Raw genomic sequence first — 22533 nt, 5'->3', positions numbered from 1 at the left:
TGGCTACTGCGTGCTCACGGTGGCAGCGGAGTGGATCGTGCTTGCAGTTGATCGCCAATGCGCTGTAGGGCAGCCATAGAGCCAGTGAGGAGGAGGCGATCGCCCGCCATTAGGGGACAGTCCTCCTTGGGTTCCAAGAGCAGCGTTCCCTCTCGCCGCAGGGCACGGATGGTGATGGTCTCAGGCAGATGCAGATCGGCAATGGTGCGATGTTGTTCGCCAATCTCTTTGGGCAACATGATCCAAAGAAACAAGGTTTCCCCTTGGGGCACACTGACACGGCCATTGATCAGGGCTTCACAAGCTGCAAACTCTGCTGGCTGACCAACAATCAGGAGGCGATCGCCCCCCTCAAGACAGGTTTCACCACTGGGATAATCCACCTCAGTACCATCGGCACGGACAATGGCCAACAGAGTCACCCCCGTCAACTGGCGCAGTTCAATTTCCGCAAGACTCATGCCTCGAATGGGGGAATCCTCAGGGACGGTCAGCCAGCGACTATTCATATCCTGAGCTGCTTGCCGCAGGAGACGGGCGGTTCCCTCAGGGGGAGTATCGCCGCGCAAATTGGCGTAGTGGCTGTCGCGCACCTGTTGTACCTGCTGCTGAATGTGGCGTTCACCCATGCCTAGCGTAAAGAATAGATGAGCGGCCAACTCCAGACTGGCTTCAAACTCGGGCTGCACCACCTCCCGTGCCCCCAGTTGATAAAGCAACTCAATGTCGCGATCGCTATTGGCGCGCACAATGACATCCAGTTCCGGGGCAAACTCTAGGGCACGCTTGAGACAGAGGCGGGTACTCATACTATCCGAGAGGGCGATCGCCATACCAAGGGCTTGATCGACGCCTGCTTTGGCCAGAATGGTGGTACTAGCGGCATTGCCGTAAATGTAGGGCAGTTGGGCATCGCGCACTTCGTTAATCACCGTTTCACTTTGCTCAATGACCAACACGGGATAATTTTGTTTTTGGAGGAGTTTCACCACACTCTTGCCGACGCGACCATAGCCACAGACAATCACATGGTTCCGCTGCGGCAACCCCGTTAAATCCATGTCGAGGATTTCATCTTCCTTGAGGATGCGGCGCAGTAGGGGCAGTTCCAACAGCACAGGCACCAGCTTTAACAAAAAGGGCGTCACCAGCAACGTCACTGCTGTCGTGCCGAGGGTGAGCAGATAAACTTGTTGGGACACCAATCCCAAGCCCCGCCCTGCCGTCAGCAGCACAAAGGAAAATTCCCCAATCTGAGCCAGCCCAATCCCCGCCAGTAATGACGTTTTCCACGAATAGCCAAAGAGCTTGACTATGGGGGTGGTGATCAGGAATTTACCCAGAATCACTAGGCTGACCAGTTCAATAATGCGATCCAAGTGCTGCCAGAGAAACACTGGATCAATGAGCATACCAATGGAAGCGAAGAAGAGCGTGGTAAAGACATTGCGGATCGATTCCACGTAATCGAGAGTTTGATCGGCATACTCCACCTCGGAGATCATCAGACCGGCAATAAAGGCACCAATCTCAATCGAAAGCCCCAAATACTGGGTCAGCAGGGCAATTCCCAAACAGAGGGCAACGACGCCTAAAAGGAAAAGCTCACGACTTTCTGTTTTGGCCAGTAGCCGTAGCAAGGGGGGCAGCAACCACATCCCAGCGGCGATCGCCCCCACGGCAATCAAAGCAATGGTCAAGACTGCTTGGCCGAGGGCAAGTCCCAACTCCTCTGGGGGTTTGTTCAGGGCGGGTAAGACGGCAATCATCAAGCCCACCGCCAGATCCTGCACCACCAAGATGCCCAGCATAATTTGCCCTTGGATCGACTCCAGCTCATTGCGATCCATGAGGCTGCGCAGCACCACTGCTGTTGAAGAGAGGGAGAGGACAGCACCGAGGAAAATCCCCTGATTGGGGGAACTTACCCAGCCAACCCCAACGGAAATGAGCGTTGTAACTGCAATGGTCAGGAAAATTTGCAGGGCACTGCCCCCCAAGCTAACCCCTTGAACTTTGCGAATTTCACCGAGGGAGAAGCTCACCCCTAGGGCAAAGAGCAAAAAGGCCACCCCCAGTTGTGCCAAACCTTCCACTTGAGGTACTTCCTTGAGGAGTCCCAAGCCCGTTGGCCCGACCAACATACCGGCCAAAAGGTAGCCCAGCAGGATCGGTTGTCGCAGCAAAGCCGCCAACACACCTCCTACTGCCGCTGCCCCCAGTACCACACTGAGGTCAATGACAAGGCGAAAATCTTCGGTCATGGGATCTCATGCTAGGGCATCAAGGCTAGCATCTGAGCCACAACGGCAAAACTCTCACTGTAGAGGAAGTCTTGTCCCCAGCGCTGAAGTTCCTGACTCAAGAGCACCTCAGCCGTGAGATCACTCAGGGGAGACACATGATAAGTACGGCACATTTGAGCACTGCCCCCGGCCTCCATGCGCATACAGCCACGGGTTTCTGAGCAAATGATTGTACAGCAATCGGCTTGGAGATTGGAGGAGGTGAGTTTGAGGTCAATTAAATCCCCCAGCACGAGGCCAGCATCACCCGTGGGAATGCCTGCTAATTCTGCCTTAATCAACCGTTGATCGGAGGCCACCAGTTCCACGTGATAGACATCATAGTCACCGCACTCGTGGCGGATCTGGCGCGGCTGCCACTGAAGCCGGGAAGCTAACCAGCCAAGGTACATTAAAGCTTGGGCGGGATTGCCCTTTTCGTAGTCAATGACCACCTGATCAATTTCCTGAATGGCCAAACGGCGTTCGGGGGGATCAAAGGCTTCAGCCGCCAGTTCTTGCCATGCCCCCAGACGGCGCCAGTTTAGATCTGTTAGGGGAAGCGGTTGTTCAAGGAGGGGGGCAATTGCCCGCAAGCCCCGCAGCGGATCGAGAAATTCACTGGAATCCACAATCACGCGGCTAAATTGGGGCGCAAGGGTTTGAAACAGCTCAAAGTTATTGAACAAGTCCCCCTTCCACCACAAAAAGCGGGGGAGTTCGCGAATGATTAAAGACTGCAACAGGGGTTCCACCCGCTGGAAGGCGCTATGGGTGCCCTTGAGGGTAATGTATTCACAGCAAACGAGGGAACTGCGCATCTTTTTGTTGATCGGGCAGTAGGCCGCCACCTGAGCAGTAATTCCCGTATCTTCGCCAAGGGTAGGACACAGGGCAATCACCCGACAGGGATTTTGGCTGGCGATCGCGTCAGCAATGCCACTACCGCGCATATCCACGGCATAGCGATCGCTCCAAGGGGTTCCCTGAGCATATTCTGCCTGCAAGGCCTGCCGCAGTTGGGGCGTGACTCGACCCGTCAAGGGCAAGTTGTGATTCTTTTCAGCAGCACGAATCGCCGACTGCATGCGGGGGCCAAGGATACCATCAATGGGGCCTGTGTAGTAGCCCAAGGCCGCTAGCAATTGTTGGGTATCATCCGCCTCATAGACAACTAGGGTAAAGGTGGTTGCCCGCACTGCTGCTGGCGCCGTACCATCCCCGCCATGGCTGAGCCAAATTTGCCGCAAACTTTGCTCAATATCATCTAACGAGACATCCACGGGATCTTGGAGCGCTACGAGGGGAGTTGATTCAATTGCCATACCTAGGTACCTATCTGTGAATGAAGTTCGGCCTTGATTCCCATCTCTTCCCATGATGGATAAAGATCACAGTCGCCGCCACCGCCGACCATCGGCATTAATCATCGCTTCTGCGGCATCGGGATCCCATGTCCCCGCTTCATAGGTGGGAATCGTGTCTGGATCCGTAGGGGCATCCCAAGCACTGAGCACCGGCATCACCACCCGCCAAGCTGCTTCCACCTCATCCGCCCGGGTAAACAGGGTTTGATCCCCGAGCATGCAGTCCAGCAAGAGCCGCGCATAGGCATCCGCCGTTGCCATTCCAAAGGAGGAGCCGTAGCTAAAGTCCATTTCCACCGTGCGCGTGCGCAGATCTGCACCGGGCATCTTTGCCTCAAAGCGCAGGGCAATCCCCTCATTCGGCTGGATACGCATTGTTAGAATATTGGGGTTGGTTTGGCGGGCGGCCGACTGGAAAATCAGCAGGGGCACATCGCGAAACTGAATCGAGATTTCCGTCACTTTTTTTGCCAAGCGTTTACCCGTGCGCAAATAAAAGGGCACCCCCTGCCAGCGCCAGTTATCAATCACCAGTTTGAGTGCCACATAGGTGGGCGTGGTGGAGGTGGGACTCACCCCCGGCTCTTCGCGGTAACCCACCACAGGTTTGCCCTTCATCCAGCCGGCTCGGTATTGGCCGCGGACAGCACAGGCATCGAGATTATCCAAATCTGCTAAACGGGTGGCTTGGAGCACCTTCACCTTTTCGTTGCGCAGACTATCGGCATCGAGGGCATTGGGGGGTTCCATGGCGGTCAAGGCCAATAACTGAAGGATGTGGTTTTGCACCATGTCCCGCAGAGCACCCGAAGTTTCATAGTAGCCCGCGCGGTCTTCAACCCCCACGGTTTCGGCAACGGTAATCTGCACATGATCTATGTACTGGCGGTTCCAGAGGGGTTCAAAAATAGCATTAGCAAAGCGAAACACCATCAGGTTTTGAACGGTTTCTTTGCCGAGGTAGTGGTCAATACGGTAAACCTGCTCCTCTTTGCACACCGACTGCACCACTTCATTGAGGGCTTGGGCAGAGGTGAGATCGCGGCCAAAGGGCTTTTCAATGACGAGGCGATGCTTTTGGGGATCACTCAATAGACCGGCTGCCCCTAGTTGTTGAATCGCTTCAACGAAAAAGTTCGGTGAGACCGCAAGGTAAAAGACGCGATTGCCGCGAGTTTGGCGTTTTTCATCCAGCTCGGCCAAGAGGGTTTTCAGTTTGGTGTAGGCGGCGGGATCATCCATATTGCCAGAGCAGTAAAACAGGCCTTGGGCAAATTCCTGCCACAGGGGTTCCGCCTGAATGCCACCGCCAAATTCCTCGACCCCTTGGCGCAGATGCTCGCGAAAATAGTCATCACTCCAGTCGCGACGCGCCACACCAACAATCGTGAGTTCTGGGGGCAGACGGCGTTCCAGTTTCAGTTGATAAATCGAGGGAATGAGCTTGCGCTGGGTAAGGTCGCCACTCGCACCAAAAATAACTAAAATGAGCGGCTCTGGCGTCCGCTCTTGGCGTAATCCGACCCGTAGGGGATTTTCAAATAAGGTCACCATGGGTTTACACCTAAGTCACGGTTGGATTGGCAGGGGCTTGCCGGATGAAGGATTCAACGAGAGCAACATTCTCAGGGCTGCCAATAATGAGTGGTGTGCGCATGTGCAGATGATCAGGCACGACATCGAGGAGGGGTTGGGTGCCGGTACTGGCTTTGCCACCGGCCTGTTCCACGAGGAAGGCGATCGGTGCCGCTTCGTAGAGTAGACGCAACTTCCCCGCGGGATTTTTCTGGGTGCCCGGATAGAGAAAGACCCCCCCCTGCATGAGGATGCGGTGAATATCGCCGACAAGGGCACCACTGTAGCGGGCACTGTAGCCGGGCTGGCGATGGACATGGCGGACATAGTTACGAATGGATTCTTCCCATGCCCAGAAGTTGCCTTCGTTGACACTGTAGATGGAGCCACTAGCGGGAATTTGCAGGTTCTCGATCGCCAGAATAAACTCGCCGAGGCTAGGGTCAAGGACAAAAACATGGGTGCCCCTGCCCAGGGAATAGACCAGCATCGTACTAGGGCCATAGAGAATATAGCCCGCGGCAATTTGCTTGTGGCCATCTTGTAGAAGATCAGCAGCGGTGCCGTCTAGATCAGTGCCCTCCTGCTGGCGAATCGCAAAAATGGAGCCTACGTTCAGGTTAATGTCCACATTGGAGGAACCATCGAGGGGATCGTAAAGCAGCGTGTAGCGGCCAATGGGGCAGTTTTCGGGAATGTAGTAGGGCTTTTCCATTTCCTCAGAAGCAAGGCGACACACCAAGCCACTTTGCTTGAAGGCCGCAATAAAGACTTCATTGGCATAGACATCCATTTTTTTGACGTCTTCCCCTTGGATGTTCACTGCCCCTGTAAAGCCCAACACCCCCTCCATGAGACCCGCTCGACTCAAACGGCGGGCAATGAGCTTGCCAGCAAGGGCAATGCGATTCATTAGGGCACTCAGGTCTTGGGCAGCGGCGTCAAAGCTTTGGAGTTGCTGGAGAACGTGCCGAGATAGGGTCAAACAATCGCGATCGAGGGCTTGTTCGTGGGCTGCAAAATCAGTCATAGCCCCTCCCTAGTGAGGATGCATCTAGCCCCGATCCTAAACTGTCTCTTTTCAGAAGTGGTAAGTCTTTAGATCAACTAAAGATTCCAAGGAGCACTGCTAGTGGTGATCCGGTGCATGCCGGCAGCAGCAAACTCGGCAAAGGTTGCATTGGCAGTTTCGCTAAAGTCCACGACCCCCGGCACCACCACAGGGGACATACAATCCTCAAGGAGATAGACCCGCTGGGCGAGTTGGGGATCGCGCTGCTGAATTTCACTGAGCAGGTCGGCGACCGTCCAAGCAACACAGTGACTTTTGGCTTGACCGGCAATGATCAGGCGATCGCCCGCCAGCAGATGCTCAATCAAAGCGCTATTCACCGCCACTAAAGGACGCCCTTGGAGGTCATGGCTCACCTCTGGACGCAACACCGAATAATTCTCCGTCAGGGGGTGGCTCCCCTTGAGTTCGATGCGGGTTTGCTGCTGTCGCGCCACAGTATGAAAGAAACAGGCCTCCTCCACAGCAGACACAAGGGCATGGCCAATCCCCCCCAGCATCGAGTGGTAAGGCCAAATCGTCAACGGAAATTTGCCTTTGGCGGCTAACTGGGCAACGTAGTGCCGGGCATAGGCCTGCAAACTCTCTTGATCAGTCATGCCGAGGGAGGTTAGCAGATGGGGATTGGGTTGCCATCGCCCCCGCTCAACATCGTCAACGGTAATCGTGGTTAGAGGTGGCGGCGGTTCCCCGGTAGCATCTCGCCAAAAGAGGGGATGAAAAATTTGACTGGCGGTATGGGTATCGAGGGTAACAATAATCTCGCTAATGTGGGCAAGGTGGGTGTAGATAAAGCGGCAGAGGCGTTGATTATCCGCAACCGCCCCTTGGACAAATAGCTCAAAGTCGGGTAGGCAAAAGGTGTTTTGCACATCAATGAGCAAAAGGATCGTACGCTGCCGATCCTCAGCGGCAGGGGGAATTTGATACTGCTGTGCCCATTGCCGCGCCTGCACTGCTCGCTCTTGGTAGGGAACGCGCCACACTTGAGCAACCTTAGTGGCATCAAAAAAATCGGGGATAGGCAGTTCTTTGATCGGCGCCATAGGCAAGGGATCCGCTGCAGACCCGCTGCAAAATAGTGTAAAAAGTATTTGTGGATACAATTGTTAATTTTTAATAAAAGTCTAGAATATCAGAAATTCTACGGATGCGCAACAATTGATTACCTCTATAAAGTAGAGTTAGTCAAAGCTTAATCTTGATTGGGAAATTCGCAATGCTGGTGCGTACACTCAAGAGTGTTTTAGAGCAACATATTGCCGGAGTCCCGGGCGTGTTAGCTGTGTTAATTGGCCGCACGACGGATGGAGCAACCATTGCCGAAATTAACTACAGTGGCAATAGCCTTGAAAATGAGTCCTTGAGTTCTTTGGGTGCCTATGCCAGCGATCTGCTGCGAGCCAACAATCGCGTGTGCCAAGTGGTGGATCCGGCCTCAGAGGCAGACTATCTGCTAGCGGGTTCGGCAGAGGTGCGATTGGTCATCAAAGCCTTTAGCAAAACTCCCTACTTTGTCCTCTTTCTCACCAAGGGTAGCACGAACCTGAAGCTGGTCTTTGAGCGGATCAAGGCGATCTTGGCGGATGGCAAGCCCCTGTTGCCGCCTGTCCAAGACAACACCACCTCCGTCGCTCAACTGCTGCTTAGCTATGCCCGTCGCTATGCGCCGGATCCCAACTTTGTGGCGCTGCGGCTGTCGTTGAAAACGGGCTTGCACCGCGAGCGATTGGAAAAAGGCCAGTTGGATGAACGGGAAGTGCGCATTCTCTACAAGGGCGTGGCCGATATCTTGGGTGTGGAACGCCTGCCGGTTGCCCTTCCCTAGGTTGATTTGACTCACCCTTCACCATTTAACAAAAGATTGGCCCTATGTTTGAGCATCTCCGTATCGATCGCCCCCGCAAGCTGGTGGCTTTTTTTGACGAACCAGTGATTTTCCACTGCCACCACTACAACCTATTTCTCCAGCAAACCATTGAAGACCCCGACTGGATTGATGGCGTCAGTATCCTACAGACCTCAGCCCAAGAGATTTTCTATAGCTTGCTCGCCAATGCCTTTAATACGTTGGGAGTGCAAACGCCAGCGGAACGCCTTGCCACCGCCGCCCAGATTTTTAGCTTTTTGGGCTTTGGCCGCCTCAACTTTGAGGTGACAGAAGAAGGGGGTGAGGTGGAATTAACCCACTCCCACTATGCAGAGGGCTGGCTTGGAAAATACGGTGAGCAGGTGAGCCGCACGAAACCCATTGATCACTTGGCAGTGGGTTATGTGGCCGCAGCCCTAGATGCCACCTTTGCGGCGTTGGGTACCTATGTGGCTGAAGAAACCAGTTGTATGGTGGTGACGCGGCAGGATCACTGCATGATCCATGTGACCAAAGCACCGGTGCGCCGCTCCCTAACACCGAGTCCGCAAATGGGCAAGCTCATTGATCAACCGGCGCCCCTGCCGCAGCCAGAAACCAGTGTGGACTACGATGCGGTGAACGAAGCCCTCTGGGGACTGCCCCTAGAAGGGGATGTGAATGGTCAAATTCGTGCCTTTAATGTGCTGCTGACGCGGATGCCCGCCAACTACTACAACCGCATTCAGTACCGTTTCTTGGATGAGCTGCAAAAGGTAGATCCGCAGCTTTTAGAGGTGGGGCAGGCCTTGATCCGTGAATCAGGCCATGTTTGTGTCTTTTACACCTTTGGCAATATCATGGAGTCTTTGGAGTGGGAAACAGTCGTTGGCCCGATGTTAAAAACCGATACCGATTGGATTCACGGGGGGTATGCTGTTGCCAGTAGTTTGGGATGGGGGCGTTGGCAAGCCCTAGAGGTGGTCGGGAATGAATCCTGTCGGGTGGCCATTGATGGCAACTACGAAACCAACTACTTCTTGGCTTCCTATCCCCATACCCTGCAACCGGCCTGTTATTTTGCCCAAGGGGCGGTACCGGCAATGATGAACATTGTCTATAACGGGCGCATTCAACAGAAGCCTGTCTTAGATGAGGCGTTTTACAATCGTCTCTTTCAACGGGGCGGTGTGTTTCAAGGGGCAGAGGTGAAGGCGCGGGAAAAGGGTGATCCCTGGTGTGAATTTTATGCTCAACGCCTATAAGTTAAGTTCTGAGAATGCCAATTCAACTCTCTAAACGGCGGGAATGTGGCGGTACATGGGTGGTTGATGTGGATCTGGGGCGATCGCCCACCAACGAGGAACTCACTACCCTTGCCCAGCGCCATGGTGGTCGCTGTCGCCAATTTCAACAGTTGGTGTGGCTCGATTTCCCTAGCGGTCGGATTACGGCCTCCCTGCGGCTGTCGCGTCTGACGATTCGCCTTGGGGATAACGCCCTCGAAGCAGCCATTATTGCGGAGTTGCAGCAGCTTGCTGCGGCCAGCGTGCCGGCCTGTGCAATGGATGCTTAGCAGTAATTATGGCGGGTTGGCTCGGCACGTACGACTTCCTACTGGTTTCAATGACCTTGGGGGCGATGCTGGCCTTGTCACTCTATTTGCCCCTGATGAGTGGCCAACTCTCCCTTGCGAGTCCAGCGTTTTATGCCATGGGTGGCTATATTGCTGCCTTGGTCTCAACCCGTCTTTTTCCTGACCTGAACCCCTATCCCGTGCCCTTGGTGCTGGGGGAAATGGTGTTGGCGGCTGTGGTCTGTGGTGTGGTGGGCTGGGGCTTGGGGGTGCCGGTGCTGCGGTTACGGGGCATTTATTTTGCCATTGCCACGATTGCTTTCTCTGAGGTGCTGCGGGTGTTGGCACTCAATCTGGAGGTGACCGGGGGGGCGATCGGCATCTTTGGCATTCCCCAACCCTTTAGTACACCCTTGGGCTATTTGTGGCTGACGCTGCCCTTGCTGGTCATGGTGGCGATCGCCATCGGTCGCTTGGAACAGACCCGTGCGGGCAAGGCGATGCAGGCCATTCGTGCCGATGAATTGGTGGCGCAGACCCTTGGCATTGATACCACTCGCTACAAGGTTTTGGGTTTTGTCTTGGGGGCAATTCTAGCGGGGGTGGCGGGAGTTTTGGCGGCCCATCTTTTGAATACTTGGAATCCGCGTCAGGGCACGTTTGATATGGGGGTGTTGGCACTGACAGCAGTGCTGGTGGGGGGCAATCGCACGTTTGTGGGGGCGATCGCTGGCGGTATGCTCTTTACAGCTCTGCCTGAACTCCTGCGGGGACTCGCCGATCAACCCTATTTGCCAGTGGCAGTGGCCACTTTTTTCCGCGATGGCCGTCTGATGCTCTATGGGTTGCTGATTATCCTCGGCACACGGTTCTTTCCCCAGGGGTTGTGCCAGCCTCCCAACTGGCGATCGCTCTGGTGCACCCTATTGGGCAACAAAACGAGGAAAATGTAATCAGTCCTCCTGCATTTGGCTGCTTCATGTCCCATCTGCGTTGCCCCATTGAACCCTCTTTCTCCTGCAGCCCATCTCAGCAGCCCTCCAGCGGCGAAACGTCTATTCGTCATGGCTCCATTTGCATCCTTTACATTCAGTGGGCAGGGCGAGCTGCGGAGCTGTTTTTGACCTCTTGGTATCCGATCCTAAAGCTCTGCAACTGATTCCACCCCAGCAAGGACAACTCAGCCTATGACGCCTCCCTTCACCACGGTTTCCCTAACCCTGACCAGTGACCTGACCCAACTGGAGGCTCTCTTGGCATGGTTCAATCAATATCGCCCCACGACGCTGCCCATCGAAGAGTGGTTGAAATTGGAACTCGCCCTTGCCGAGGGGTTTACCAATGCTGTGCGCCATGCCCATCGCGATCGCGCCAGCGATACCCCCATTCGCATTGATCTCTCCCTTGCAGATACTGTGATTGAATTGCGCATTTGGGATCAAGGGGATCCCTTTGATTTGATGGCCAAACTGGCAACACTCCCCAGCCAAATTGCCCTCGATGCCGAAGGGGGACGCGGCCTACGCCTCTTGGCAACCATCATGGATGAATTGGACTATCAGCGCGTGGGCAATACGGGTAACTGTTTGATTCTGCGCAAAACCGTGAAGCCGACTCCCCAATAACCCTATTCCTTGTGGGGGAAAAGGCGGGCTGCCAATTCCTCGTAGGTGGCATCAAAGGGACAGCGATCGCCCATCGCACACTGGCGACAGTATTTGCCATCGCTATAGCGCTCGAGGTTTTGACGGTTAAAAAAGTAGGGCTTGTGGCTAAAGGTACTGGCCACCCACTGCCACGAGAGGTTATTACTGGCCGGATCGCCATCGAGGAGATGCTGCAAAAACCAAGCGGCTCCCGCCTGCCAGCGCACCCGACACCAATGCACCACATAGGCTGCCAACCATAACCGCGCATGGTTATGCAAGTAGCCCATTCGTTGTAGGTCGGCACTAAAGGCATCCATACAGGCCAGTCCCGTTTCCGCTGCGATGAGTGCAGGAGGTAAGTCGGTTTGATAATCGGTTGCTTGCCAACCCGTTTTATAGGGTTCGATGTCCTGCCACAGGCGATCGCCCCAACGGATATAGAGGCGCTGCCAATAGTCTCGCCACGCCAGTTGTTGCAGTAAGGCTTCCGCTTGATAGGGGTGAGACACCACTTCCCGCAGGCGATCGCGCACCGCCGCCAAACTGATCACCCCGTGGCGCAAATAGGCCGAAAGCCCCGTTACTGCCCCCGCCAAAAAGTTGCGACTCTTGCCATACCGTAGAGGCTGTATCTTGGCCAAACGCTCTTGGGCTGCTGCTAAGCCACCACGGGTTTCACTGACCGCGTCATCCTCCCCCACCACATCGGCAAAGACTTGGCGCAGATAGGGCACATAGGCATCACGAGTTCCCGCCATTCGCTCCACAGCAGCCGCCGCGAGCAGGTCTTTAGCAGAATTTGTCATCGGTCTAAGGGCTTAATAAACGTTGCAGGCGATCGCGATTATCCAAGTGTCCCACAAGGCGGCGCACCGGCTGGGGATAGACCCGCACTAAGGTTGGCGTGGCCTGCACTTGATCCTCCTCCGCCAGATCGGGTTGCTTGGTGACATCCACCACTTTGAGCGTATAGGGCACCTTGAGGAAGCGACTCAGCAAGTCATGGAGATTCTTCAGGGCAACTTCCGTGGCATGGGTTTCTCCACGCACATAGAGGCGAAAGACATAGCGATCGGGTTCCGAAGGACGCGGTGCAAAACTGCTCAGGGGGGTGGCTTCCTGCAAATCATAGATCAGTTGGTGCTGCTCCCACAGTTGGGGAAAGCTGCTGCGGTAGGCCTCTAGGGCTTGGACATCGCAGGGATGCTGCGGATCCTGTACCAACTGCCACGGCAATGTGGGCTGATGAGCAGGGGCAAAGAGGGCATTCAATAGGGGACGATGGGGCCATGCCAAGGGATAGACCTCCGCCGCCACTCGCAGGCATTGCTGCTCCTCATCAAACCAGTAATCTACCGCCGCTGTGTAGCAGGGGGATAGAAAAAGGGGCGGCTCCTCCAAATCCAACAGTTGTTGCAGGGCTTGACAAAGCGACTGATGCCAATGCCCCTGTTTTGATGGGTCACGGCAAAAGACCACATCCTCCCCCGGTGTAAAGAGGGCCAACCCCTTGTATAAGACAGGCTTGAGGCCAACCATTGCCCTAGACACGACCCCGTAGAATTTGCGCCATTTCGTTGGGTTTGGGGGAGTTTTCGATGGCGGTTTCCTCATCAATGCGCCCCGCCTCATAGAGTTCGTAGAGGCATTGGTTCATCGTGCACATGCCGTCATACCGACACTGCGGAATAATCGCCTCAATTTCCTCCACTTCACCCCGCAAAATGTAGTCCTTGATGGCATCGGTGTTGATCATGATCTCGTGAATCGCTGCCCGCTTACCATCCGTCGTACGCACAAGGGCTTGGGCAATGACTGCCACCAGCGACTCCGCCACCTGCATCCGCATCGGTCCTTGTTCATCGGGGTTGTAGAGGTTGAGGATCCGCTCAATCGTTTTCACGGCACTGTTGGTGTGCAACGTACCAAAGACCAAGTGACCCGTTTGCGCTGCTTTTAGGGCTGTATTCACTGTCTCGCGATCGCGCATCTCCCCAATCAGAATAATATCGGGGTCTTCCCGCAACGACGCCTTCAGAGCATTGTCAAACTTCAGTGTATGGATACCCACCTCCCGCTGGCGGATCAGGGCACGGCGACTTTGGTGCACAAACTCAATCGGGTCTTCAATGGAGATAATGTGCTTTGGCATTTCGGTATTGATATAGTCCACCATTGCCGCAAGGGTGGTGGATTTCCCAGAACCCGTTGGCCCTGTCACCAGAATCAGACCCTTGTGGTAGTGGCAGAGATCCTTGAAGACCGGCGGCAAATTCAATTGCTCTAGGGTCAGAATCTTCACCGGAATCAAGCGCAGCACCATGGCGGGGCCTTTGAGGGCGACAAAGATGTTGATCCGCACACGGCATAGCCCTTCGTACTGATAGGCACCATCGTATTCAAGGTGGGTGCGAAACTGCTCAATTTGTTGGGGGGTCAGCAGTTCATTCAGCCAGTAGTTAAAGGTTTCCTCATCAGTAACGGGATAGTTGGTAATTTCTAAACGTCCGCGATCGCGAAAGCGCGGCGCTTCGCCAACCCCAACATGAATATCGGAATAGCCGTGCTCAAAAGCCTCCCGCACCAGTTGTTCCATTGTCGGGCCAGAGATCCGCGCGGCTGGTGTGGGCATCGGTTGGGTCGGTACTGCCTGTTGGGGCATTCCCGGCTGCGGCGGCATTGGTCGTGGCGGCATCCCCGGTTGTGGTGGCATGGGTCGAGGCGGCATGCCGGGCTGTGGGGGCATCCCTTGGGGAGGCGGTGGGGGGGCAGCAGGACGGGGAGGCGCCATTCCCGGTTGGGGAGGCAGCGGCGGAACACCCGCCCCCATTGGCGGCCGGGGCGGTGGCATCGGGGGTGAATTGGGAACACGTGGCGGTGGAGGAGGAGGACTTTGGGGATTCGTCATAGGGAAACTCGTGAGAGGGCTAGCAATGGATCAGGTATTTTCAGTGTGCCACTGTTCTTGGAAAAGGAGAGCAGTCGTTAGCGTTATGTTAAAACTTGGCGGCACAGGAACACCCACAGCGGTAACACCGCCACAAAGCTCAGGGTACTCAGAGCAATCACCGCCGGTGGCAGTTCGGTATTGAGTTCGTATTCCTCTGCCAAAATTAGCGCGGCAAAGGCGGTGGGCGTACCAGTCATAATCGCGATCGCCAGCAACGTATCGCCCCGCAAGCCCAAACCATAGGCGATCGCCATCATCGTCAATGGCAGCAACAACGTCTTCACTAACATAGGCAGCAACCCCATACGAAAACTTTGCCAGCCGGGGAGCCGACTCAAACGAATTCCAGTGAGGACAAAGGCAAAGGGAATCACCAAGTGAATATCCATCTCACACAACTTTTCAATCGCCTCGGGAAAGGAAAGATCATGGGTCGCAAAGCCGGCCATGGAGGCCCAAAGGGTCGGCACGGTTGGAATCACCGCCAAGGCGCGCCACCAAGGTTGATCATTGCCCTTACCGTAGTACTGACCGAGAAATGAACCCAATCCATAGGTGCCGAGGGCATTTTGGGTAATGGCATAGAAGGCCGCCCAGGGCAATGCCGTGGCACTCAGGAGAGGAATCGTGACCCCCAAACCGACAAAGCCCGTATTGCCGAGAATGCTGGCAATCAGATAGCTCCCCTGAAAGCGGCGACTTTCTCCTTCGGGAACTGTACTTGTCAGGAAGGGAGGAGTATAGTGGAGCCATTGGGGCTGAAAGTAGCGTTGCTGCCAATAGTAAAGGCCTTGGGCAAGGGTATAGCCGACAATGAGCGCCACAAAGGCCAGCAGCGGTGCCAACCAAATTAACCCCGCGAAGTTGGTTTGCCGCACCAAAGCAAAAATTTGAATGGGTACCCCGACCCAATAGAGGCTGCGCCCCAACCATTGGGGAATCACTGCTGGCAACCAACGGCCACAGATGAACCCCAGACTTGTCCAAATGACTAAGGGACTAGCTGCGCTGAGTGCACCCACCATCGCGATCGCCCTTAACGATTCTCCACTCAATATACTGTGGACATTCCTAAATTCCTAAATACAGGAGTTGAGTCATGGTTTGCCAAAAAGGCTCCGCCCTCAGGTTTGTCGTGCTCCTAGGGGTGGTTTCCCTCTGTGCCGACGCCACCTATGAAGGCGCCCGCAGTCTTACGGGGGTCTATTTAGGAGTATTGGGTGCCAGTGGTACCGTTGTCGGCCTCGTAGCGGGTTTGGGGGAATTCATCGGCTATGGTCTACGCCTTGGGATTGGCTATCTCAGCGATCGTACCCGTGCCTATTGGCGCATTACCACCCTTGGTTATGCCATCAATACCTTAGCTGTGCCCCTCATGGCCTTGACCCATCGTTGGGAAGTCCTAGCGGGATTCATGATTGCTGAGCGCACCGGTAAAGCGATTCGTACACCCCCCCGCGATGTGTTGCTCTCCTACGGTGCTCGCCAAGTGGGTCGCGGCTTTGGCTTTGGTCTCCATGAGGCGATGGATCAAATTGGTGCCGTTGTTGGGCCGCTGATGGTGGCCGGCGTCTTTGCCCTCACCCAGCACTATCAATGGAGTTTTGCCGTCCTCGCCATCCCTGCCCTGATGGGGCTGGTCGTTTTATTGGTGACGCAGCGGCGGTACCCAGAGCCACGGGACTTTGAAACGGTGGTGCAGGATCTGAATACCAAAAGACTACCAACACTGTTTTGGATTTATCTATTGGCCGTGGCCTTTCTGGGCGCCGGTTATGTGGATTTCCCCTTGATTGCTTTTCATTTACAGCAGGGAGACAGTCTGCAAACGAGCCAAATCCCGCTGCTCTACGCCTTGGCGATGGGGGTTGATGCCGTGGCTGCGCTGCTCTTTGGGTACTTACTGGATCGCATTGGCATCATGGCCTTGATCCTTGCGGTTGTGCTGTCGGTAGGCTTTGCTCCCTTGGTCTTCCTCAGTTCTGCGGTGATTTGGGGCATGGTGCTGTGGGGTATTGGCATGGGTGCCCAAGAATCCATTGTGCGGGCGATCGTCGCCAACCTCGTCCCCCCAGAGCGGCGGGGGTCAGCCTATGGCATCTTTAGCACTGGCTATGGCTTAGCGTGGTTTCTCGGCAGTTTCCTCATGGGAGTGCTCTACGATCGCTCCTTGGGGCTGTTAGTATTGGTGTCGGTAGGGCTACAACTGCTAGGGCTGCCACTGTTATTGTGGATTAGGCAAGGGGCGAGGCATCCTGCTTAGGGGCTGCTTCTTCAGCGAGTGCTTGCAACCGGTAGAGATGGGCATACACCCCATTGCGGGCCAAGAGTTCACTGTGGGTGCCCTGCTCCACCAGTTGTCCCCGTTTGAGCACAAAAATGCGATCCACATGGCGAATCGTGGCTAGGCGGTGGGCAATCATAATGGCGGTTCGATTCACCAACAGGCGGTTCAAGGCCTCCTGAATCATTACCTCTGTACCCACATCCAAATTGGCGGTTGCCTCATCAAGGACAAGGATTTCTGGATTGCGAATCGCTACCCGCGCAAAGGCTAAAAGTTGTCGCTGCCCCGCTGATAGATTCGTGCCCCGCTGCCGCAGGGGAGTGTCATAGCCTTGGGGCAACTGCTCAATGAAGTCGGCAATGTTCATTTCGGCGGCCACCCGCTGAATTTCGGCAAGGGTGTAGTTGTCACCGAGGGCAATGTTGCTTTTCACATCCCCTGAAAAGAGAAAGCTATCCTGCAAAATCACGCCAATGTGCTGCCGCAGTTCTGCTTGGGTAAAGTCGCGGACATTGCGACCACTAACAAGGACTTCACCGCGCGTTGGATCATAGAGGCGACAAAGCAAGCGAATAATTGAACTTTTACCTGCACCCGTAGGACCAACAATCGCCACCTTTTCGCCAGCATGGATCTGAAAGGAAAGTTGCTTGAGGACGTAGTCATCGTCTTTGTAGGCCAGCCAGACATCGCGAAACTCAACGGCAGCGGCTGTATTTTCTGGCTTGGGCAAACGCAAAAAGGTGCGATCGGGATCCTGAATTTCAATCGGTTCTGAGAGCAGATCATGGATGCGCTCAATGGCGGTTAAGCCCGCTTGCACCGTGGTAAATTTCTCCGCCAACTGCCGCAGCGGATCAAAAACGCGCTGGGAAAAGAGAATAAACGTGGCCAAAGTGCCAAAGTCAATCGTGCGCTGCTCCACCAAGGCACCGCCCAGCCAGAGAACCCCCGCGATCGCCACAAAGGCAATCCACTCCAACGTTGCTGATACTGCCGAATCGTAGAAAATCGTCCGATCCACCTCTTTGATGTAGCGTTGATTGCGCCGCCGAAACAGTTGGCTATTAAAGGCCTCACGGCGAAACAGTTGCACCACGGTAATGCCAACAATGTTTTCCTGAAGATCGGCATTCAGTAGCGACAGCTCCTCGCGGGATTTGTAGTTGGCCACGCGGTAGCGATGTTGAAAATAGATAATCAGGGCAGTGATCGGCAGTACCAAGGCCAGCAGCAGCGTTGCCAAGAGGCGGTCAATGAAAAACATTGTCAGGATGACCACCAGCATTGAGAAGACATCGCTGAGAACCCCCACGGCGCCAGTGGCAAACACATCCCCCAGAGCATCCACATCACTGGTCAAGCGGGTAATGAGCTTACCGACGGGGGTGCGGTCAAAAAAGCGCGACGATAACCGGAGCACGTGGTCAAATAAGTCATGGCGAATATCGGCAGTAATGTTTTGGCCAATTTTTTGAATCCAGTACCCCTGCACCGCCTGCACCCCAAAGCGCAGCACCACAGTCATCAGCAGTGCAATGCTCAGTAGATCAATCCCTTGGGTCAGGGTCAAAGGTTTCAAAAAGCTATAGGTACTCTCTTCGCCTTTGAGGAAGGCGATCGCCTGACCAATGATGATCGGTTGTAATGCTGCTGCTGCCGCCAAGGGAATCAAGAGCAAGCCACTTCCCACCAGTCCCCAGCGATAGGGCTTGAGGTAAGGAATCAGTCGTTGCAAAAGTTGCCAATCCGTGGAGCGTGTTGCCGCTGTCATGCCCTGCTGAAATTTGTGAACATCCTTTTTCCCAGTCTAGTGGGTGCTTGTAATTGTTTGTAACAATTTACACGCTTTAGGGAGTTGTCATCTGGCCATCCCTTAGCTACACTAAAGGTAGTTCGGGCTATTAATCCCCCGCATAGCCCCACTGAAATCCCCGAAAAGGTAAGTTACGCCGAAAGGGTAACGCACAAATCAAGGATCCTGTAGCCGCCGCTTCAGAAAATGGTATGGACGTCCTTGATGCCGAAGGGATTTTTTCCAAGCTTCTCAACCGCTCTAAACTTAGGGTGTAGGTTAGCTTGGTCGTTGATACGTAGGATAGTCAAGCGATCGCCACCCGCTTCCTATCACTCTTTTGAAATCGCAGTAGGCTAGAACTAGCGGCACCCCGTTCCATTCTATTGATCGGTTTATGAGTGATTCCCGTTTGCTGGATATTGCGCGGCAGGGCGACCCCCGTGCCATTGGTACGCTGCTGAATGCTGTCCTCCTGCCAAAGCGGGTAAAGGCCACTGTGGTACGTCAGGCCGAGGAGTTAATGATCACGCTGCATTCAGAAAAAATACTCAATCAGGGGGCAGCCGTAACCTTGATCCGCACTGCCTTAGAAAAATTGCACTTGCCAGAGATTCAACGGGTTTTCATTGAGTCACGGGTGTTGGGCGTCCCTCTCTGGGAAAGTCATTTTCAGCTCCAAGTCCTGCCACCCACCCAACCCCATCGAGACGTGGTCGAGGATCCATGGGGCACCGAAACGGCAGCGACTGAGCCACCCTCCCCTGAACCCACGCTGCTGGATTTAATGTCTGCTTTTATGACCTCCGAGGTACCTGCCACATCTGAAAGTCAGGATGCTGTGGCGCGATCGCCCGAAGAGAAAGAACAGCCAATTCCAGTAGAGAGCATACCTGAATATGGGGATGTAGCTCCTCCCCTAGAGCAAGTCACTGAGAATGGAACAGGGGCAGAACCCATCAGTGAGCCGCAAGAGCGTTTCCTAGATGAGATTCCAGAAATCGATCCTGATGAGGACATTAGTTTGGCAGATTTAGCTGCCGCCTTTGACCCCAACCCACCCTCACCAGAACCCAATACTGATCGTGAAGAATCTCCATCTGAGTCGCCCCCCCTTCAAGAAGAGCGTATTGAATCCGACACCCTTGATGGGTTCTCAGGAGAATTGCCAGTCTTCGAGGTCGCTGCTGAACCACCTCCAGAAGCTTCTGAGTCCATAGAAGAGAGCATTGCAACACCAGAAGCCCAAGACAGTATTGCTGAGATCCCTGAACCAGCACCCGAACTCTCTGAAGCTACCCTAGAGCAACCGACCCTTGAAGCATACGACTTCCCTGAACCGACGACTGAGGACATTGCCGCCCTAGAAGCCTTAGAGGCGGAGATCGACCCCCAGCCCGCCATGACTGCTGAGATGACGGCTGAAGCTGAATCCTCGCCTGAGGGGGCGATCGCCCCAGACGCTGCCTCTGTTGTTGAGGATCCTTGGGCAGTCTCAGACATGTTGCCCACTGCACCCCCAGTTCCTTCAGAATCTTCTGCCCTTCCCCAACACCAAGAAGCCGCCAACTATCCTCCCCTACGGGATCCTTGGTTAGAGGCCGAGCCTGGGCCACAGGTTCAGGCAGATAAGACACAAGAACCCCCACCACCCCCTGAAACCGCCACAGAACCCCCCCAGCCCCCCTCTGAATCCGAGATTTACACCATTCCCACCATTGAAAAAGTCCCCCGCGATCATCAATCAAAGGTGGCAGGTCTTGCCGGCATAGTCATGGGTCTGGGCTTTTGTGCCACGGGATTAGGAACCATCATCGGTCTGCCGATGGTCGTGGGCAGTATGTGGATGCTTGGGGATGAGGAGGTATGGAGTGGCGAGTGTCCCCATTGTCATCACCCGCTGAAAGTTCCGGTCGGTAAGCTGTGGCGCTTTAGTTGTGAAAAGTGTCAAGGGTTGATTGAAATGAAGAATGGCCGCTTCTACGCGCGGCAAACGCCCCCTGCACCCCCCTCGTCTTGAATCTGAATCTAAACAGAACTCTAGATGTCTGACTTAGGTGTCTAAATTCTCTAAATTCAAACTAACCCGACCCCGTTGGCGACGGGCTTCAAGAGCTTGGGCAATGAGATCCAATAGCCCCGGTGCTTCTTCCTGAATCGTCAGCAATAGGCGTTCGCCCATGGCCAGATCCGCGTCGAGCGGCGGAGGCTCCTGTTCAACCAACTCTCGCAGTCGCGGCACTGTATTGTCAACGATTTCCACGAGTGCCCCCAAGCAGCGAAAAAATTGCCGTTCGGTGAGGGTGCTGTCCTCAATGGGGAATTCAATCATGGCACGCACTTCACCCTCATTGGGGTCGTACTCCCACTGCAACATTTTTGTCTGCCACGAAATGCACAGTAGCGTTTGCAAAATGGCATCACGAAACTGGTGGGTTTTAATCCCCGGCAAAAGATTGGGGGCATAAAGCTTAAAAAACTCGCCTCCCTCATCTAGCTCAATGACGACGATAAATCGCTCAAGGTGATCACCGTTGACGCCCGTAATAATTTGGTGGTTGGCCGCATTCAACCGATAGTTCAGTTGGTGCCGTTGGAGATATTGGGCAATTTGGCTGAGGGCGATCGCCATGCCACGGTGATCCTACACTGCTGCCAAGGGTCGGTGGCTAATCGTTGTTCCCAAAATCTCTAAAAATGCCGCCAACCACTGGGGATGGGCAGGCCAAGCGGGCGCCGTGACCAGATTGCCATCCACTACGACTGCATCCACTGCCACACTGGTAAAGTTACCCCCAGCACTCACGACCTCAGGGCCACAGGCCGGATAGGCCGTACAGGTTTTGCCCGCAAGAACGCCTGCTGCCGCCAACAGTTGGAGGCCGTGACAAATAGCTGCAATCGGTTTTTGGGTCTCGCCGAAGTGCTTGGTGATTTCCAAGACCCGTGGATTGAGGCGCAAATACTCTGGGGCACGACCCCCCGGCACCACTAGTGCATCGTAGGTAACGGGGTCAATCTCTGCAAAAGTGGCATTGAGGGTAAAGTTATGTCCCCGCTTTTCACTATAGGTTTGATCCCCCTCAAAATCGTGAACTGCCGTGCGAACAATGTCCCCAGCGACTTTATCAGGGCAGACAGCATGCACGGTATGACCCACCATTTGGAGGGCTTGGAACGGCACCATCACTTCGTAATCTTCTACATAGTCACCCACAAGCATGAGAATCCGTTTGCCGCTCATGATTCGCTGCCTCTTAAACTGACCTGTCTTGATCCTGACATAACTTGTGTTACCGGCAAAAGTTAATCTTAGTAAGGGGAATAATCAGGTGCAGTGTAGTGCTAAAAAGACAGACCTCGGCTGGGGTTTACTTTGTGGGTGCTGGCCCCGGTGATCCAGAATTACTCACCCTCAAGGGACAACGGCTGATCCAAGAGGCCGATGTGATTTTCTATGCCGATTCTCTTGTGCCGACGGGGATTTTGCAGTTTGCACCGCCGAGTGCCACCTGTATTCCCACAGCCGCAATGACTCTTGAAGAAATGATTCCGCTGATGGTTGAGGCAGTCCAAGCGGGTAAAAAAGTGGTACGGTTGCAATCGGGAGATCCGAGCCTCTACAGTGCCATTCACGAGCAGATTGCCCGCCTCACCGAAGCAGGCATTACCGTTGAAGTTGTCCCCGGCATCAGTGCCTATCAATTGGCCGCCGCCCGCCTCAATGCCGAACTCACCCTACCCGAATTGGTACAGACAATTATCCTCACCCGTGTCAGTGGCCGTACACGCGTCCCACCAACAGAAGAATTGGCCAGTCTAGCCGCCCACAAAGCCAGCCTTTGCCTCTACCTGAGTGCGAATTGTGTCCACCGTGCCCAGCGAGATTTGCTTCAGCACTATCCACCCGAAACCCCAGTTGCTGTGGGCTACCGCTTGGGATGGCCCGATGAGCAGTTGTGGCTCGTTCCCTTGGCTGAAATGGCGGCGTTTAGTCAGCAGCAGCGCTTGACGCGCACCACCCTTTACCTGATCAGTCCAGCACTGGCAGTACAACATCAAGGCCATGGTTCATTGCGCTCCTGCCTCTATAGTCCAGAACATCACCATCTATTTCGCCCCCATTAA

The 22533-nt window shown here is 54.7% G+C and carries 20 protein-coding genes; 8 read left to right on the top strand and 12 right to left on the bottom strand.

Translation table 11 applies throughout. From position 1 onward, the window contains the following. Positions 1 to 14: 14 nt before the first annotated feature. From RHH81_RS04445 to RHH81_RS04425, 5 genes are all read right to left on the bottom strand, one after another. A complete protein-coding gene (locus tag RHH81_RS04445; protein ID WP_206201245.1) occupies positions 15 to 2264 on the bottom strand; it encodes a cation:proton antiporter in 2250 nt (749 codons plus the stop codon). A gap of 11 nt (positions 2265 to 2275) precedes the next feature. Then, positions 2276 to 3610, bottom strand: coding sequence for a glucose-6-phosphate dehydrogenase assembly protein OpcA (opcA, locus tag RHH81_RS04440; RefSeq protein ID WP_310743441.1), 1335 nt, complete (start codon positions 3608 to 3610; stop codon positions 2276 to 2278). Between the two features lie 66 nt (positions 3611 to 3676). After that, complete coding sequence (gene zwf, locus RHH81_RS04435) at positions 3677 to 5206, bottom strand: glucose-6-phosphate dehydrogenase (RefSeq protein ID WP_310743440.1); 1530 nt, start codon at positions 5204 to 5206, stop codon at positions 3677 to 3679. Between the two features lie 10 nt (positions 5207 to 5216). After that, positions 5217 to 6257 (bottom strand): class 1 fructose-bisphosphatase, encoded by a 1041-nt coding sequence (gene fbp, locus RHH81_RS04430; RefSeq protein ID WP_310743439.1) that lies wholly within the window; start codon positions 6255 to 6257, stop codon positions 5217 to 5219. 77 nt (positions 6258 to 6334) lie between these two features. Then, on the bottom strand, positions 6335 to 7345 hold the full coding sequence (locus RHH81_RS04425; RefSeq protein WP_206201241.1) for an isochorismatase: 1011 nt from the start codon (positions 7343 to 7345) through the stop codon (positions 6335 to 6337). A gap of 173 nt (positions 7346 to 7518) precedes the next feature. Here RHH81_RS04425 and RHH81_RS04420 point away from each other — a divergent pair, with 173 nt between their 5' ends. The 5 genes from RHH81_RS04420 (at position 7519) to RHH81_RS04400 (ending at position 11349) form a co-directional block, all read left to right on the top strand. Beyond that, entirely contained in the window at positions 7519 to 8127 is a 609-nt protein-coding gene (locus RHH81_RS04420; protein WP_206201240.1) for a hypothetical protein, read from the top strand. A 44-nt stretch (positions 8128 to 8171) separates the two neighbouring features. Next, the gene (locus RHH81_RS04415; RefSeq protein WP_206201239.1) at positions 8172 to 9413 is read left to right on the top strand and encodes a hypothetical protein; all 1242 of its coding nucleotides are present in this window, start codon (positions 8172 to 8174) and stop codon (positions 9411 to 9413) included. Positions 9414 to 9427: 14 nt separating this feature from the next. Continuing rightward, on the top strand, positions 9428 to 9724 hold the full coding sequence (locus RHH81_RS04410) for a hypothetical protein (RefSeq protein WP_206201238.1): 297 nt from the start codon (positions 9428 to 9430) through the stop codon (positions 9722 to 9724). Between the two features lie 8 nt (positions 9725 to 9732). Further along, the gene (locus RHH81_RS04405) at positions 9733 to 10677 is read left to right on the top strand and encodes a branched-chain amino acid ABC transporter permease (protein ID WP_206201237.1); all 945 of its coding nucleotides are present in this window, start codon (positions 9733 to 9735) and stop codon (positions 10675 to 10677) included. Positions 10678 to 10911: 234 nt separating this feature from the next. Continuing rightward, positions 10912 to 11349, top strand: a complete 438-nt coding sequence (locus RHH81_RS04400; protein WP_149817272.1) for an ATP-binding protein — start codon at positions 10912 to 10914, stop codon at positions 11347 to 11349. Positions 11350 to 11351: 2 nt separating this feature from the next. Here the strand turns inward: RHH81_RS04400 and RHH81_RS04395 are convergent, their stop codons facing one another. From RHH81_RS04395 to RHH81_RS04380, 4 genes are all read right to left on the bottom strand, one after another. After that, on the bottom strand, positions 11352 to 12179 hold the full coding sequence (locus RHH81_RS04395) for an FAD-binding domain-containing protein (protein ID WP_206201236.1): 828 nt from the start codon (positions 12177 to 12179) through the stop codon (positions 11352 to 11354). 4 nt (positions 12180 to 12183) lie between these two features. Then, a complete protein-coding gene (locus tag RHH81_RS04390; RefSeq protein WP_302678960.1) occupies positions 12184 to 12912 on the bottom strand; it encodes a circadian clock KaiB family protein in 729 nt (242 codons plus the stop codon). Between the two features lie 4 nt (positions 12913 to 12916). Beyond that, positions 12917 to 14281, bottom strand: coding sequence for a type IV pilus twitching motility protein PilT (locus RHH81_RS04385; RefSeq protein WP_302678959.1), 1365 nt, complete (start codon positions 14279 to 14281; stop codon positions 12917 to 12919). Positions 14282 to 14364: 83 nt separating this feature from the next. Next, positions 14365 to 15348 (bottom strand): AEC family transporter, encoded by a 984-nt coding sequence (locus RHH81_RS04380; RefSeq protein ID WP_302678958.1) that lies wholly within the window; start codon positions 15346 to 15348, stop codon positions 14365 to 14367. A gap of 74 nt (positions 15349 to 15422) precedes the next feature. On the opposite strand from RHH81_RS04380, the gene RHH81_RS04375 reads away from it, so the two are divergent. Continuing rightward, complete coding sequence (locus tag RHH81_RS04375; protein ID WP_310743438.1) at positions 15423 to 16586, top strand: MFS transporter; 1164 nt, start codon at positions 15423 to 15425, stop codon at positions 16584 to 16586. Here RHH81_RS04375 and RHH81_RS04370 read toward each other — a convergent pair. Continuing rightward, complete coding sequence (locus RHH81_RS04370) at positions 16558 to 18384, bottom strand: ABC transporter ATP-binding protein (RefSeq protein ID WP_206201231.1); 1827 nt, start codon at positions 18382 to 18384, stop codon at positions 16558 to 16560. The genes RHH81_RS04375 and RHH81_RS04370 overlap by 29 nt on opposite strands. A 418-nt stretch (positions 18385 to 18802) precedes the next feature. On the opposite strand from RHH81_RS04370, the gene RHH81_RS04365 reads away from it, so the two are divergent. After that, entirely contained in the window at positions 18803 to 20425 is a 1623-nt protein-coding gene (locus RHH81_RS04365; RefSeq protein ID WP_310743437.1) for a hypothetical protein, read from the top strand. Between the two features lie 33 nt (positions 20426 to 20458). On the opposite strand, the gene RHH81_RS04360 is transcribed toward RHH81_RS04365, so the two are convergent. Beyond that, on the bottom strand, positions 20459 to 21037 hold the full coding sequence (locus RHH81_RS04360) for a hypothetical protein (protein WP_206201229.1): 579 nt from the start codon (positions 21035 to 21037) through the stop codon (positions 20459 to 20461). Positions 21038 to 21049: 12 nt separating this feature from the next. Beyond that, positions 21050 to 21649: a DJ-1/PfpI family protein gene (locus RHH81_RS04355; RefSeq protein WP_206201228.1), complete on the bottom strand. Its 600-nt coding sequence runs from the start codon at positions 21647 to 21649 to the stop codon at positions 21050 to 21052. A 98-nt stretch (positions 21650 to 21747) separates the two neighbouring features. Between RHH81_RS04355 and cobM the strand changes: the two genes are divergently transcribed. Next, on the top strand, positions 21748 to 22533 hold the full coding sequence (cobM, locus tag RHH81_RS04350; RefSeq protein ID WP_310743436.1) for a precorrin-4 C(11)-methyltransferase: 786 nt from the start codon (positions 21748 to 21750) through the stop codon (positions 22531 to 22533).

The organism is Thermosynechococcus sp. PKX95 (assembly GCF_031583295.1).
Classification (GTDB): Bacteria; Cyanobacteriota; Cyanobacteriia; order Thermosynechococcales; family Thermosynechococcaceae; genus Thermosynechococcus.
The sequence above is the reverse complement of the archived record's forward strand: the minus strand, read 5'-3'. Positions and strand labels throughout refer to the sequence as shown.

Excerpts from the sequence above, each read along its gene's own strand:
- RHH81_RS04445 (WP_206201245.1), bottom strand. The coding sequence starts at position 2,264 with ATGACCGAAGATTTTCGCCTTGTCATTGACCTCAGTGTGGTACTGGGG.
- opcA (WP_310743441.1), bottom strand. The coding sequence starts at position 3,610 with ATGGCAATTGAATCAACTCCCCTCGTAGCGCTCCAAGATCCCGTGGAT.
- zwf (WP_310743440.1), bottom strand. The coding sequence starts at position 5,206 with ATGGTGACCTTATTTGAAAATCCCCTACGGGTCGGATTACGCCAAGAG.
- fbp (WP_310743439.1), bottom strand. The coding sequence starts at position 6,257 with ATGACTGATTTTGCAGCCCACGAACAAGCCCTCGATCGCGATTGTTTG.
- RHH81_RS04425 (WP_206201241.1), bottom strand. The coding sequence starts at position 7,345 with ATGGCGCCGATCAAAGAACTGCCTATCCCCGATTTTTTTGATGCCACT.
- RHH81_RS04420 (WP_206201240.1), top strand. The coding sequence starts at position 7,519 with ATGCTGGTGCGTACACTCAAGAGTGTTTTAGAGCAACATATTGCCGGA.
- RHH81_RS04415 (WP_206201239.1), top strand. The coding sequence starts at position 8,172 with ATGTTTGAGCATCTCCGTATCGATCGCCCCCGCAAGCTGGTGGCTTTT.
- RHH81_RS04410 (WP_206201238.1), top strand. The coding sequence starts at position 9,428 with ATGCCAATTCAACTCTCTAAACGGCGGGAATGTGGCGGTACATGGGTG.
- RHH81_RS04405 (WP_206201237.1), top strand. The coding sequence starts at position 9,733 with ATGGCGGGTTGGCTCGGCACGTACGACTTCCTACTGGTTTCAATGACC.
- RHH81_RS04400 (WP_149817272.1), top strand. The coding sequence starts at position 10,912 with ATGACGCCTCCCTTCACCACGGTTTCCCTAACCCTGACCAGTGACCTG.
- RHH81_RS04395 (WP_206201236.1), bottom strand. The coding sequence starts at position 12,179 with ATGACAAATTCTGCTAAAGACCTGCTCGCGGCGGCTGCTGTGGAGCGA.
- RHH81_RS04390 (WP_302678960.1), bottom strand. The coding sequence starts at position 12,912 with ATGGTTGGCCTCAAGCCTGTCTTATACAAGGGGTTGGCCCTCTTTACA.
- RHH81_RS04385 (WP_302678959.1), bottom strand. The coding sequence starts at position 14,281 with ATGACGAATCCCCAAAGTCCTCCTCCTCCACCGCCACGTGTTCCCAAT.
- RHH81_RS04380 (WP_302678958.1), bottom strand. The coding sequence starts at position 15,348 with ATGGTGGGTGCACTCAGCGCAGCTAGTCCCTTAGTCATTTGGACAAGT.
- RHH81_RS04375 (WP_310743438.1), top strand. The coding sequence starts at position 15,423 with ATGGTTTGCCAAAAAGGCTCCGCCCTCAGGTTTGTCGTGCTCCTAGGG.
- RHH81_RS04370 (WP_206201231.1), bottom strand. The coding sequence starts at position 18,384 with ATGACAGCGGCAACACGCTCCACGGATTGGCAACTTTTGCAACGACTG.
- RHH81_RS04365 (WP_310743437.1), top strand. The coding sequence starts at position 18,803 with ATGAGTGATTCCCGTTTGCTGGATATTGCGCGGCAGGGCGACCCCCGT.
- RHH81_RS04360 (WP_206201229.1), bottom strand. The coding sequence starts at position 21,037 with ATGGCGATCGCCCTCAGCCAAATTGCCCAATATCTCCAACGGCACCAA.
- RHH81_RS04355 (WP_206201228.1), bottom strand. The coding sequence starts at position 21,649 with ATGAGCGGCAAACGGATTCTCATGCTTGTGGGTGACTATGTAGAAGAT.